The 13341-nt window shown below is 66.6% G+C and carries 8 protein-coding genes; 4 read left to right on the top strand and 4 right to left on the bottom strand.

Annotation, left to right across the window (positions count from 1 at the left end):
• Window positions 1–148: 148 nt before the first annotated feature.
• Window positions 149–2533 carry a TonB-dependent receptor plug domain-containing protein gene (locus ACW7G0_RS01470; RefSeq protein WP_456987199.1) on the top strand — a complete coding sequence of 795 codons (2385 nt, stop codon included), beginning with the start codon at window positions 149–151 and terminating at the stop codon, window positions 2531–2533.
• Window positions 2534–3072: 539 nt separating this feature from the next.
• Here the strand turns inward: ACW7G0_RS01470 and clpB are convergent.
• A complete protein-coding gene (clpB, locus tag ACW7G0_RS01465) occupies window positions 3073–5658 on the bottom strand; it encodes an ATP-dependent chaperone ClpB (protein ID WP_456987197.1) in 2586 nt (861 codons plus the stop codon).
• 346 nt (window positions 5659–6004) lie between these two features.
• Here clpB and ACW7G0_RS01460 point away from each other — a divergent pair, with 346 nt between their 5' ends.
• Both ACW7G0_RS01460 and ACW7G0_RS01455 read left to right on the top strand, forming a co-directional pair.
• A complete protein-coding gene (locus tag ACW7G0_RS01460) occupies window positions 6005–6442 on the top strand; it encodes a hypothetical protein (protein ID WP_456987196.1) in 438 nt (145 codons plus the stop codon).
• A gap of 44 nt (window positions 6443–6486) precedes the next feature.
• Window positions 6487–8691 carry a methyl-accepting chemotaxis protein gene (locus ACW7G0_RS01455; protein WP_456987194.1) on the top strand — a complete coding sequence of 735 codons (2205 nt, stop codon included), beginning with the start codon at window positions 6487–6489 and terminating at the stop codon, window positions 8689–8691.
• A gap of 106 nt (window positions 8692–8797) precedes the next feature.
• Here ACW7G0_RS01455 and pgeF read toward each other — a convergent pair whose 3' ends face one another.
• Both pgeF and rluD read right to left on the bottom strand, forming a co-directional pair.
• A complete protein-coding gene (pgeF, locus tag ACW7G0_RS01450) occupies window positions 8798–9622 on the bottom strand; it encodes a peptidoglycan editing factor PgeF (RefSeq protein ID WP_456987192.1) in 825 nt (274 codons plus the stop codon).
• Between the two features lie 131 nt (window positions 9623–9753).
• Window positions 9754–10728: a 23S rRNA pseudouridine(1911/1915/1917) synthase RluD gene (gene rluD / locus ACW7G0_RS01445; RefSeq protein WP_456987190.1), complete on the bottom strand. Its 975-nt coding sequence runs from the start codon at window positions 10726–10728 to the stop codon at window positions 9754–9756.
• A gap of 81 nt (window positions 10729–10809) precedes the next feature.
• Here rluD and ACW7G0_RS01440 point away from each other — a divergent pair, with 81 nt between their 5' ends.
• Entirely contained in the window at window positions 10810–11652 is an 843-nt protein-coding gene (locus ACW7G0_RS01440) for an outer membrane protein assembly factor BamD (protein ID WP_456987188.1), read from the top strand.
• Between the two features lie 9 nt (window positions 11653–11661).
• Here ACW7G0_RS01440 and ACW7G0_RS01435 read toward each other — a convergent pair whose 3' ends face one another.
• The gene (locus ACW7G0_RS01435; RefSeq protein ID WP_456987187.1) at window positions 11662–13341 is read right to left on the bottom strand and encodes an NAD+ synthase; all 1680 of its coding nucleotides are present in this window, start codon (window positions 13339–13341) and stop codon (window positions 11662–11664) included.

The raw sequence follows: 13341 nt of genomic DNA, 5'->3' as shown, positions 1-13341 counted from the left end.
TCGGGCCTGATCACCTGGTTGCGCACAGGTCCGGCCGGTCGTTCCATTAACGTACTTCCATCGTTCCATCAAGATGGTTTGACGGGAGCGTTAATTTTGGGTTAATCAAGGGAACGCCGCCATTGCGGTCTTCCCCCGAGAACCCACCATGACCCCGACCCGCCTGCAGTTGGCCATCGCCGTTGCACTCGCCGCTCCCGGAGCCTTTGCCCAGACCGCGACCGTCCCTGTCGATGACGCCACCACGCTTGACCAGGTGATCGTCACCGGCACCCGGGTGACCGGCCGTACCATCGCCGAGTCGGCGTCGCCGATCGACATCATCACCCCGGAGGTGCTGCGGGCCACCGGCACCACCGAGCTGGCCACAGCGTTGTCGCGGGCGTTGCCATCGCTCAACTTCCCGCGTCCGGCGGTCACCGACGGCACCAGCGCGATCCGACCGGCACAGTTGCGTGGCCTCGCACCCGACCAGGTGCTGGTGCTGGTCAACGGCAAGCGCCGCCACACCACCGCACTGCTCAACGTCAACGGCAGCCAAGGTCGCGGCTCGTCCCCGGTCGACCTCAACGCCATCCCGGTCTCGGCGATCGAGCGGGTCGAGGTATTGCGCGACGGCGCCTCGGCGCAATACGGCTCCGATGCCATTGCCGGGGTGGTCAACATCGTCCTCAAGGGGGCCGGCAGCGGCGGTAGCCTGGATGCGAGCTACGGCCAGTACTCCGCAGGCGACGGCAAGCAGCACCAGGTTTCCGGCGATGCCGGGATCACGATCGGCGAGGAAGGCTTCCTGCACCTGGCCGGACAGTTCGGCGAGCAGGACTTCACCAACCGCGCGCGTCCTTTCGCGGGCACGCCCAGCCCGACCCAACCCGAGCTCGGCCAGAAGGCCTTTGTCTATGGCGATCCGTCCGTCGAGCACTGGGCGTTTTCGGCCAACTCCGAGATCCCGTTGACCGACACCATCGACCTGTACGCCTTCGGCATGGCCAGCGAACGCGACATCACCTCGTTCGCCTTCTTCCGCGCACCGGGCAACCCGAACCAGAACATTCCCTCAATCCACCCCGACGGCTTCGTGCCGCAGATCAACAACATCGCCGATGACCGCTCACTGGTGGCCGGACTGCGCGGCGACACCGCCGGCTGGGCCTGGGACCTGAGCTACAACTACGGCTACAACCACCTTGAATTCTTCACCCGCAACTCGCTCAACGCCAGCCTGGGGCCAAGTTCGCCGACGTCGTTCTTCGCCGGCGCACTGGAGACCACCCAGAACATCGTCAACCTCGACCTCAGCCGCCAGTTCGACTGGGGCCTGGCCTACCCGGTCAACTTCGCGATGGGTACCGAGTACCGCGAAGAGAAATGGAACCAGTCCCCGGGTGAGCCGGACTCCTGGAGCCAGGGACCGCTGCCTCGGCCTATCGCCTCGGGTGCGCAGGGCTTTCCGGGCTACCGCCCGAGCGATGCCGGCCACTATTCGCGCGACAGCTACGCGCTGTATGCCGACCTTGAGGCCGACCTCAGCGATCGCTTCTCCGGTGGCGCGGCGGTGCGTTACGAGGACTACAGCGACTTCGGCAACCAGACCTCCTTCAAGCTGTCGGGGCGTTACGAGTTCAGCGACGCCGTTGCCCTGCGCGGCACCGTCTCCAGCGGCTTCCGCGCGCCCTCGCTGTCGCAGCAGAACTTCCAGACCACCAGCACCACTTTCATCGCCGGCATCAGCGACCCGTTCGAGATCCGCACCTTCCCGGCTTCCAGCCCGATCGCCGAGGCTCTGGGTGCCGAGCCGCTGCAGCCGGAAGAGTCGCTCTCCTACAGTCTTGGCGTGGTGCTGCAGCCGGTGGACCGGCTGTATGTCACCGTCGATGCTTATCAGGTTGATGTCGACGACCGCATCGTTCTGTCGTCCAACCTCACCGGCGATGACGTCCGCGACTTCCTCGAGGCACGCGGCATCTTCGGCGTCACCGGTGGTCGCTACTTCACCAACGCCATCGACACCCGCAGCCGCGGCATCGACGTCCTCGGCAGCTATCGTTGGGATCTGGCCGCCGGCACCTTGGACGTGACCGCCGGCTACAACTATTCGAAAACCGAGATCACCCGCATCGCGCCCAACCCGCCGGAGCTGGAGACCGGTGGCCTGGACCTGGACCGACTGGACCGGGCCGAACAGGGCCGGATCGAGAAGGGGTTCCCGCGCGACAAGTTCGTACTCAACGGCACCTGGAACCTGGGCGACTGGACCCTGCTGGCCGGTACGACGCGCTACGGCAGCTTTGAGACCACGCCCAACAACGCCGACAACGACCAGACCTACGACCCCAAGTGGCTGATCGACCTGGCCGCGACCTACCACCTGGATCGCTGGAGCTTCACCCTGGGCGGCGACAACGTGCTGGACGAGTATCCGGAGGAGAACATCTTCGGCAACTCGACCAGCGGCCAGTTCCCGTACAGCTCAGCCTCGCCGTTCGGCTTCAACGGCGCCTACATGTACGCGAAGGTGGGCTACCGCTGGTAACTCTCCCCGCGACACGTGTGTGAAACGAAGCCTCCCTGCTCATTGGCGGGGAGGCTTTTTCAATTGCGACCGCGAACCGGCACGGTGATTGGTGATTGGTGATTGGTGATTGGTGATTGGTGATTGGTGATTGGTGATTGGGGTCCTGGGAGAAATGGGGTTTTGGGTTGCGGGCTTCGGCAGCAGCGACGCCCTGCCGGGGCATTGCTCCTCGGCTCGGTCGGCCATCCATGTCCGCTCTCCGCAATACCCCGGCAGGACGCCGCATCGGCCATCGATTGTCGTCGGCCGGTAAAAACAAGAACAAAGACAAGGCTGGAAACTCGGCTTTTGCTCGTCATCCTCGCGAAGGCGGGGATCCATGGACTTTGATCTTCAGCCTCCCCGGAGCCAGAGCAACTGTCCGCGGGTGTCGGGATGTGGGGGTGTTGCGGAAAGCAGGCCATGGATGGTCTGCGGCCCCGAGTCAGGGCAGGACGCCCTGACCGAGGTGTGGAGCAATCGCCCCCGCAGCCCGGCACCCGCCCGACCGCAGCCGCTCACCCCTTCCGGAATACCAGCCCACCACCTTCGGCATCAACGTGGATGACCTCACCACTGGCGAACTCGCCCGACAGGATCTTCGTCGCCAACGGGTTCTCCAACTGCTGCTGGATCGCCCGCTTCAACGGCCGCGCGCCATACACCGGATCGAAGCCGACATTGGCCAGCAGCGCCAGCGCGCTGTCGGACAACTCGAGCGTCAACCCGCGCTCGGCCAGCCGCTTGTCCAGACCGTGCAGTTGGATCCGGGCGATCTCGCGGATCTGCTGCTTGTCCAACGAATGGAACACCACGATGTCATCCAGCCGGTTGATGAACTCCGGGCGGAAGTGGCTCTGCACCACGCCCATCACCGCAGCCTTCATCTGGGTGTAGCCCTCAGGCGTGTCATCGGCGTCCATCTCCTGGATCATCTGGCTCCCCAGGTTGCTGGTCATCACGATCACGGTATTGCGGAAGTCCACCGTGCGGCCCTGGCCGTCGGTCAGGCGGCCGTCGTCGAGCACCTGCAGCAGGATGTTGAACACATCCGGGTGCGCCTTCTCGACCTCATCCAGCAGGATGACGCTGTACGGCCGCCGCCGCACCGCTTCCGTCAGGTAACCACCCTCCTCGTAGCCGACGTAACCCGGCGGCGCGCCGACCAGACGGCTGACCGAATGCTTCTCCATGAACTCGCTCATGTCGATCCGGATCATCGCGTCGGCGCTGTCGAACAGGAACTCCGCCAGCGCCTTGCACAGCTCGGTCTTGCCGACGCCGGTGGGCCCCAGGAACAGGAACGAGCCGCTGGGCCGGTTCGGGTCCGACAAGCCCGCGCGTGAGCGTCGCACCGAATCCGACACGACCTTGATCGCCTCGTCCTGGCCGACCACCCGGGTGTGCAGGTGCTGCTCCATCTGCAGCAGTTTCTCGCGCTCACCTTCGAGCATCTTCGACACCGGAATGCCCGTCCAGCGGCTGACTACCTCGGCGATCTCCTCCGCGGTGACCTTGTCCTGCAACAGGGTGAAACCCCGGGTCTCGGCCTCGTGCGCGGCCTTGGCCTGCTTCTCCAACTCCGGCAGGCGGCCGTACTGGATCTCGCTCATTTTCGCGAAGTCCTGCTTGCGCTGTGCGGCTTCCAGCTCGAGTTTGGCGGCCTCGATCTGTTCCTTGATCTTCGTCGCGCCCTGCAGCATCGCCTTCTCGGCTTTCCAGATTTCCTCCAGGTCGTTGAACTCCCGCTCCAACACGTCGATTTCGGCCTGCAGGTCGGCAAGACGCTGCTTGCTGGCGGCGTCCTTTTCCTTCTTCAGCGCCTCGCGCTGGATCTTCAGCTGGATCAGCCGGCGTTCCTTGCGGTCCAGCTCCTCGGGCTTGGAATCGATCTCCATGCGGATCCGGCTGGCCGCCTCGTCCATCAGGTCGATCGCCTTGTCGGGCAGCTGGCGGTCGGCGATGTAGCGATGGCTCAAGGTCGCCGCGGCGACGACCGCCGGGTCAGTGATCTCCACCCCGTGGTGGACCGCGTACTTCTCCTTCAGCCCACGCAGGATCGCGATGGTGTCCTCCACGCTCGGCTCATCGACCAGTACCTTCTGGAACCGGCGCTCCAGCGCGGCATCCTTCTCGATGTACTTCCGGTACTCGTCCAGCGTGGTTGCGCCGATGCAGTGCAACTCGCCGCGTGCCAGTGCCGGCTTGAGCATGTTGCCGGCATCCATCGAACCCTCGGCCTTGCCGGCCCCGACCACGGTGTGCAGCTCGTCGATGAACAGGATCACCTGGCCTTCGTTCTTGGCCAGATCACTCAGCACGCCCTTCAGGCGCTCCTCGAACTCGCCACGGAACTTCGCCCCGGCAATCAGCGCGCCCATGTCCAGCGACAACACGCGCTTGCCGCGCAAGCCCTCGGGCACCTCGTTGTTGATGATGCGTTGGGCCAGGCCTTCTGCGATCGCGGTCTTGCCGACGCCGGGCGCGCCGATCAGCACCGGGTTGTTCTTGGTCCGGCGCTGCAGCACCTGGATGGTGCGGCGGATTTCCTCGTCGCGGCCAATCACCGGATCGAGCTTGCCGGACTCGGCGCGCGCGGTCAGGTCGATGGTGTACTTCTCCAGCGCCTGGCGCTGGTCCTCGGCATTTTCTGATTGCACGGTTTCGCCTCCCCGGACCTTGTCGATGGCCGCTTCGATACGGGACTTCTCGGCGCCCGCCGCCTTCAACGCACGGCCGACCTCGCCGCCGTCCTCCAGCGCCGCCAGCACGAACAGCTCGCTGGCAATGAAGGCGTCGCCGCGCTGCTGGGCGTATTTGTCGGTCACGTTGAGCAACCGCGACAAGTCATTGCCGACGCTGACGCTGCCGGCCTGGCCGGAGACGGTCGGCAGCTTGTCGAGCGCCTCGCCCAATCGCTCGCGCAGCACCGGCACGTTGACCCCGGCCTGGGACAGAAGCGGGCGGGTGCTGCCGCCGGACTGGTCGATCAGCGCGACCAGCAGGTGCGCCGGCTCGATGACGTTGTGATCGCGCCCGACCGCCAGGGACTGCGCGTCGGCAAGCGCCTGCTGGAAGCGCGATGTGAGCTTGTCCATTCGCATGGTGGAATTCCTCATGTACGGGCGGCCGACAAGGCCACGATGCAAAGGAAGTGCGGATCGTTGCAGCCGGGTTCAAGCATTGCCTGCACTTTCCAGCGACCGCGTCCACCCCAATGCTGGCATGCGGGTGGCCACGGCCGTGTGCACGGATGCGCTTTACGGGGCCTGATCGGCCCTCGCGCCGGAACCTGCCATCCGACGCCGCAGCACCCGGAGATTCAAGATTTTTACCTTGCTGCCGATATCCATCAAGCAGCCATGGGGAGGCATGGGTATGGGGATGATTGACCCGGGTAGTCGGTGGCACCTTCGTGTCGTGACGGCGACACCATGGCTGGGGGCTGCCTTGCTCGCACTCTGGCTGGGTTTCGTTATCCCCGCCTTCGCTGCCCTTTATGCCCCCCGATCCCAACCACTGCCGGATGCCGCGTTCATCGTTGACTGGTTGCAGGCAACGGGCCAACTGCGATCCGCCGCGGGCGCCGGCATCGCGGTGCGCATGCCCGCACCAACCTGCGCCTGCGGCAACGCCGACTGGGCGGCCACCGAGCAGGCCCTGATGCAGGCCCGACTGGAGCTCGTCGATCTGGGCGCGATGACGGCGCAACCGACCCTGCCGTTCGAACTGGTGGTGCTGGATGCGCACTCGCAGCTGGTGTACGCCGGACCGCTGCGGTTCGACGACCTCTGCGGGGGAACCGGCATTGCCGTCGCCACCCTGCTGCCCAGCCTGCTACGCGAACCGCCTGCCGCCTTCATTTCCACCACCCACTGTCGCTGCTGACAGCCCGTCGAACCAAGCTCCGCCGAACCATGGGAAACATCACGATGTCCACAGATTCAATGCCGCACTGGGTGGGACGCGAGCGATACGCCTACCTGCAGCAACTGGCCGCCGGCGCAGACCGCCTGTTCGTGGGAGTCGGTCTGCTGCTGGGTGCGGTATCCGCGGCGCTGGCCGTATACCACGGGCAGTGGCTGCCGTTCTTCGTCATCACCGTGCCCAGCGTCGCGCTCATCGCGTGCCAGGTCGCGCTGTTCCCCGGTACCCGCCTCAGCCGGGTGAGCGTGGCGCTGGTGTTGATGGTTCTGTCGGCGGTGATGATCCACCAGTCCGGCGGCATGGTCGAAGTCCACTTCGGCGTGATCCTGCTGATCGCGCTGCTGCTGTACTACCGCGACTGGGTGCCGATCGTGGTCGCCGCGGCGGCGATCGCCGTGCACCACGTGGTGTTCTTCTACCTGCAAGCCCGTGGCCTGCCGTTTCCCACCTTTCCGCCCGGCAGCGGCTTCGGCATCGTCGTGCTGCATGCGGCCTACGTGGTCGCGGAGACCGGCCTGCTGGTGGTGATGGCCGTGCAGATGCGTCGCGAGCTGTTGTGCCTGGGCCATGCACCCGAGCAGTTGACCCGGGTGGCGATCGACCTGGCCAACGAGCGTCCGCTCGCCGCCGATGTCGCCGCGATGACGTTCCCCCGGGCCTCGCTCGCCGAGGCGCTGCAGAGCAGCAGCCTGCAACTCCAGCAACGTCTGCAAAGCGAGCGTGCCCTGGGCTCGGAAAACCTGCGCATCCGTACCGCGCTGGACGACGTCACCGCCAATGTGATGATCGCCGACAGCGACCGCACCATCGTGTACGTCAACCGTCCGCTGCTGAGGATGCTCGGCGACGCGCAGGAGGCACTGCGCCGGGACCTGCCGGAGTTCGACGCCGCTCACCTGGTCGGCACCAGCATCGACACGTTCCATCGCCACCCCGAGCATCAGGCCGGTCTGCTGGCCGGGCTGGCGGGCAGCCATGAGGCCCGGATCGAGGTCGGCGGCCGGATCATGCGCCTGACCATCAGTCCGGTCATCGATGCCGACGACCAACGCCAGGGATATGTGGTGGAGTGGTACGACCGCACCGCCGAGGTGGCGGTGGAGGAGGAGGTCGCGCAAGTGGTGCGCGCGGCGGCCGCGGGCGACCTCTCCGGTCGTATCGCCACCGAGGGCAAGCACGGGTTCTTCCTCCAATTGGCGGGGCAGCTCAACGGCCTGCTTGATGCCAACGCCGACAGCCTGTCGGAGGTATCGCGCCTGCTCGGCGCACTCGCCCGCGGCGACCTCGGCGCGCGCATGCAAGGGGATTTCCATGGCGTATTCGCGCAGATACGCAGCGATGCCGACACCACGGCCGAGCAGCTCGCGCGCATCGTCGGCGGTATCCAGCAGTCATCGCAGGCGATCAGTGACGCCGCGACCGGGATCGCCACCGGCAACAACGACCTGTCGCAGCGCACGGCGCAACAGGCGGCCAGCCTGGAGACCGCGGCCGCCTCGATGCAGCAACTGACCGAAGCGGTGCGCCGCAACGCCGAGCACGCCGGCCAGGCACGCGAGCTGTCGGTCGCCGCGGCGGAGGTCGCGACGCAAGGAGGCGAGGTCGTCGGCGAGGTGGTCAGCACCATGCACGGCATCGAGTCCGCATCGAACAAGATCGCCGAGATCATCGGGGTCATCGACGGGATCGCCTTCCAGACCAATATCCTCGCGCTCAATGCCGCGGTCGAAGCAGCACGGGCCGGCGAGCAGGGCCGAGGCTTCGCAGTGGTCGCCTCGGAGGTTCGCCTGCTCGCGCAGCGCTCGGCGGCCTCGGCCAAGGAGATCAAGGGCTTGATCGAGGACTCGGTCGACAAGATCGCTGGCGGCAGGGCGCTGGCCGACCGGGCGGGCCGGACGATGGGCGACATCGTCACCAGCGTGCGTCACGTGACCGACATCATCGCCGGGATCTCCACCGCGTCGCAGGAGCAGTCGGCGGGGATATTGCAGGTCGGCCAGACCATCACCGAGATGGACGAGGCGACCCAGCACAACGCCCGGGTGGTCGACGATGCCAGCACGGCCGCGCGCAGCATGGAGCAGCAAGCCGGCCAGCTCATTCAGGCGGTGTCGGTGTTTCGCCTGGACGGGCAGCCAACGACTGATGCGCCGCTGGCTCCCAAGCCGTTTGTCCTCAAGCGGCTTGCCCGGCCGCGGGTGATTGGCTGACGGACTCCGCCCCGCAGCCGTCGATTTGCGGCGGGGCCGGCGCATGGCTTGGATGCCAAGGGGCCGATGCGCTCCCGGATCCGCTCGGTGCGCTCAGGCGGCGAGCTCAGTCGATCCAGATCAGCGACGCCATCCGCCCGGTGCGTTGATCGCGACGGTGCGAATAGAAGCGCTGCGGATCGGCGATCGTGCACAACCCGCCGCCGTGGATGCGGCCCGGCGCGATGCCAACCGCTGCCAGCCGCTGCCGCGCCAGCGCGTACAGATCGACTCGCCAATGGTCCGGCCGGGTCGCCGTGAAGGCGCGGGCCGCGGACGGATCCTGCGATACGAACGCATCGCGCACCTCGACGCCGATCTCGTAGTTCTCCGGCCCCGCGGCCGGCCCCAGCCATGCCATCACTTGCGCAGGCGGCGTCCGCATCGCCGCGACGGTGGCTTCCAGCACACCGCCGGCCAGACCGCGCCATCCCGCGTGGGCCGCCGAGACCTCACGGCCGTCATCGGCACAGAACAGCACCGGCAGGCAGTCGGCGGTAAGGATCGCGAGTACCGCACCGGCCATGGAAGTGACCGCGGCATCGGCTTCGGGCTCGGTCGTTTTTTCCTCTCCCGCGGCGGCGCCCGAAGGGTGTAAAGAGCTGAGAGGAAGCCCCGCCGTTTGGTTGTGAGGGGGCTCGCCGACGCGGAATACGCCCTCACCGTGCACCTGCCGCAACCAGTGCGGTGCCGAGGGCAAGCCAGCCAACGCGATCAACTCGGCGCGGTTGCGCTCCACCCGCTCCGGGTCATCGCCGTCGACGGCGACGCGGTTGCCCAGGTTGAACGTGTCGAACGGTGCGACCGAACCGCCCGCGCCGTGACGCAAGGTGGTGAAAGCATGGACGCCACGCGGCGCGGGCCAATTGGCCTTCAACAGGGCGCGGCTCACGGCGGGGCCCGCCCATTCTGGCCATCAGTGCCGACGTCCGCGCCGACGGCCACCAAGACGACCGTAGGGAGACGTGCCGCCGCGTTCACGGGTTCAAGACGATAAGCGCTCGGCCGGCACGCAGCCATCGCTCAGCGCTCCCGCTCGGCCGCTTCGCGGGTATCGTCCTGCAAGGCCTTCACCAACGCCTGCATGTCGGGCGGCATCGGCGCGCTGCAGCGCACCGGCTCACCGCTCACCGGATGCACGAACTCCAGCGTCTCCGCATGCAGCGCCTGGCGCTTGAATCCCTTCAGCGCCTCGACCAGCGCGTCGTTGGCACCGCGCGGCAGCTTCAGCGAGCCGCCATACAGCGAGTCGCCGATGATCGGATGCTTCAGGTGTGCCATGTGCACCCGGATCTGGTGGGTACGACCGGTTTCCAGGCGGCACTCCAGCAAGGTGTGGGCACGGAAGCGCTCACGCAGGCGGTAATGGGTGATCGCGTCGCGGCCGTCCTCGCGCACCGCCATCCGGATCCGGTCGCGCGGGTGGCGGTCGATCGGCGCGTTCGCGGTCCCGCCCGATACCAGCGCCCCCGACACCACGGTCAGGTATTGCCGGTGCACGTCGCGCGCCGACAACTGGGCCACCAGCGCGGTATGCGCGACCAGGCTGCGCGCAACCACCATCACCCCCGAGGTGTTCTTGTCGAGACGATGCACGACGCCCGCCCGCGGCAGCGCATTCAGCTCCGGGTGCCGGAACAGCAACGCATTGACCAGGGTGCCGTCCGGATTGCCCGCACCCGGATGCACCACCAGGCCCGCCGGCTTGTCGATCACGATCACATGCTCGTCCTCGAACAGCACCCGCAACGGGATATCCTCGGCCTCGGAACGGGTCTGGACCTCGGGCACCGCATGCAGGACGACGGACTCACCCCCGCGGACCGGGTCGCGCGGGCGCGCTTCACGCCCGTCCAGCAGGACTTCTCCGGACTTGATCCAGCTCGCCAGCCGGCTGCGCGAATAGGACGGGAACAGTTCAGCCAGCACCGCATCGAAGCGACGTCCGGCGGCGGCATCAGGCACGACGGCCTGCAGGGAGATGGCAGGTTGGCTCATTGGATGGACACGGTTAAGGGCACACGGCGCGGGACTGCTATTATCGGCGCTTCGTGCCTCCGGCGCCCGTTGATCCCGACCATGACCGATCGTTCCTCCCCAATTCGCCTGCTTTCGCTGATGCTGGTTGTCCTGTTCGTCGGCTCCGGCTGCTCAATGTTCAAGAAAAAGGACGCACCGGAAAACGCGCCGGTGGAGCAGCTCTACGAGAAGGCCCATGCCTCGATGATCAGCGGCAACTGGTCGGTCGCCGCCACCACCTTCAGGGGCCTCATCGCCCAGTACCCCTATGGCCCGTATACCGAGCAGGCGTTCATGGAGACCGCCTACGCGCAGTACAAGTCCGGCGCGCATGAGGAGGCGATCAGCAGCATTGACCGCTTCATCCGCACCTACCCGACCCACCGCAACATCGCCTACATGTACTACCTGCGCGGCTTGGTGAATTCCAACCGCGACGCGGTGTTCCTGCAGAAGGTTTGGCGGCTGGACGCCAGCCGCCGCGACCTGGCCACCCCGACCCAGGCCTACAACGACTTCTCGATCGTCACCAGCCGTTATCCCAACAGCCGCTATGCCGCCGATGCACGTGACCGCATGGCCGAGCTGCGCAATACCTTTGCGCGACACGAGCTGGAAACGGCCCTGTACTACCTGCGCCGCACCGCCTACGTCGCCGCTGCCGATCGTGCGACCTACCTGCTGGAAACCTACCCGCAGAGCATTTACCAGAACGACGCCGTAGCGACGCTGGCATCCGCTTACGAGGGATTGGGCAACGAGACTCTCGCCGCCGACGCGCGCCGGGTACTGGCCCAGAATGCACCGGACCATCCGTACCTGAGCGGAAACTGGCCCGACTTCCCCAGCGACTGGCGCAAGCTGAACCCGTTTTCCGGCGAGAAGTCCGCGCTCGACAACTAAAGGGACCCGCTACCCCTTGTATCCGTTGCTGATGGGGTAGCGGCGCTCGCGACCGAACGCGCGGCGTGACACCTTCGGCCCGGGCGCGGCCTGGTGGCGCTTCCATTCGCTGATCCGCACCAGCCGCAACACCTTGTCGACGGTGGCGGCATCGAAGCCGGCCTCGATGATCTCCCCGCGCGACTGCTCCTGGTCCACGTAACGCACCAGGATCGCGTCAAGCACGTCGTACGGCGGCAACGAGTCCTGGTCCTTCTGGTCGGCGCGCAACTCGGCCGATGGCGGCCGCTCGATTACCCCGACCGGGATTACTCCCACCGCAGCCGCCCCGACCGGGACCGCCCCGCTGCCTTCGGTGGTGTCACCGACCGTATTGCGCCAACGCGCCAGCGCGAACACCTCGGTCTTGTACAGGTCCTTCAACGGCGCGTAGCCGCCGGCCATGTCGCCGTAGATGGTCGCGTAGCCGACCGCGTACTCGCTCTTGTTGCCGGTGGTCAGCAGCAAGCCGCCGAACTTGTTGCTCAATGCCATCAGGATCCCGCCGCGGGTCCGTGACTGCAGGTTCTCCTCGGTGGTGTCGGCCGGTTCGCCTTCGAACAACTCGGCCAGTGCGTCCAGGTAGCCCTGGAACGGCTTCTCGATCGGCACCGTCAACAGCCGCACACCCTGCCGCTCGCACTGCTCGGCCGCCAGGTCGTTGGACAGATCGGCGGTGTAGCGCGACGGCATCCGCACGGCGGTGACGTTGTCCGCACCCAGCGCGTCCACCGCGATGGCCAGGCACACGGCCGAATCCAGCCCGCCCGACAAGCCCAGCCAGACCTTGCCGAAGCCATTTTTCCGGCAATAGTCCCGGGTCCCGCAGACCACCGCGCGCCAAGCCAGCGCATCCCGGCTTTCATCGCCGTCGTGCGGCCACAGCACCGGCTGGAAACGTCGCTGCGCCGGGTCGAAATCGACCACCAGCCATTGCTCCTGGAACGCCGCCGCCGTCGGATGCACATGGCCGTCGCCATCGGCCACCATCGAGTCGCCATCAAACACCACCGCATCCTGGCCGCCGACCCCGTTGAGGTACGCAATCGGCACGCCGCTACCGCGGGTCGCGTCCTCCAGCAACGTGACACGCCGGCCGTGCTTGTCGCGTTCGAACGGGGAGGCATTGATCGACAACACCAGCTCCGCGCCGGCGGCAATCGTGGAGGCCAGCGGCTCGTGGAACCATAAATCCTCGCAGATCAGCAGTCCCAGCCGGACCCCATTGAGCTCGAACACGCAGTCACGGCCGTCCGGGTCGACCACGAAATAGCGCCGTTCGTCGAACACCGCGTAATTGGGTAACTCACGCTTGCGATAGGTCCGCTCGATGCATCCATCGCGCAGGATGCTGGCCGCGTTGTAGACCACCGCCCCAGCCGTTTCCGGCCAGCCCACCACCGCGGTGATCCCTGTCGCCGCAAGCGCGACCCGCCGCATCGCCGCATCGCAGTCGGCCAGGAAGCCCGGTCGCAGCAGCAAGTCCTCCGGCGGATACCCGGACAGCGCCAACTCCGGGAACAGCACCAGGTCGGCCCCGTACTCATCGCGTGCCTGGCCGATGAGCTTGATGATCCGGCTCGCGTTGTCTTCCACCGCGCCGACCGGAAAGTCGAACTGTGCCAGCGCGATGCGAATGGGTTGGGTCAT

It is taken from the genome of Lysobacter sp. A286 (genome assembly GCF_054052105.1).
Note: the sequence above shows the minus strand (reverse complement) of the source record. Positions and strands in the feature narration are given on the sequence as shown.

Coding starts and splice junctions, on each gene's coding strand:
- clpB (WP_456987197.1), bottom strand. CDS start 5,658: ATGCGAATGGACAAGCTCACATCGCGCTTCCAGCAGGCGCTTGCCGAC.
- rluD (WP_456987190.1), bottom strand. CDS start 10,728: ATGAGCCAACCTGCCATCTCCCTGCAGGCCGTCGTGCCTGATGCCGCC.
- ACW7G0_RS01455 (WP_456987194.1), top strand. CDS start 6,487: ATGTCCACAGATTCAATGCCGCACTGGGTGGGACGCGAGCGATACGCC.
- ACW7G0_RS01470 (WP_456987199.1), top strand. CDS start 149: ATGACCCCGACCCGCCTGCAGTTGGCCATCGCCGTTGCACTCGCCGCT.
- ACW7G0_RS01440 (WP_456987188.1), top strand. CDS start 10,810: ATGACCGATCGTTCCTCCCCAATTCGCCTGCTTTCGCTGATGCTGGTT.
- ACW7G0_RS01435 (WP_456987187.1), bottom strand. CDS start 13,341: ATGACCCAACCCATTCGCATCGCGCTGGCACAGTTCGACTTTCCGGTC.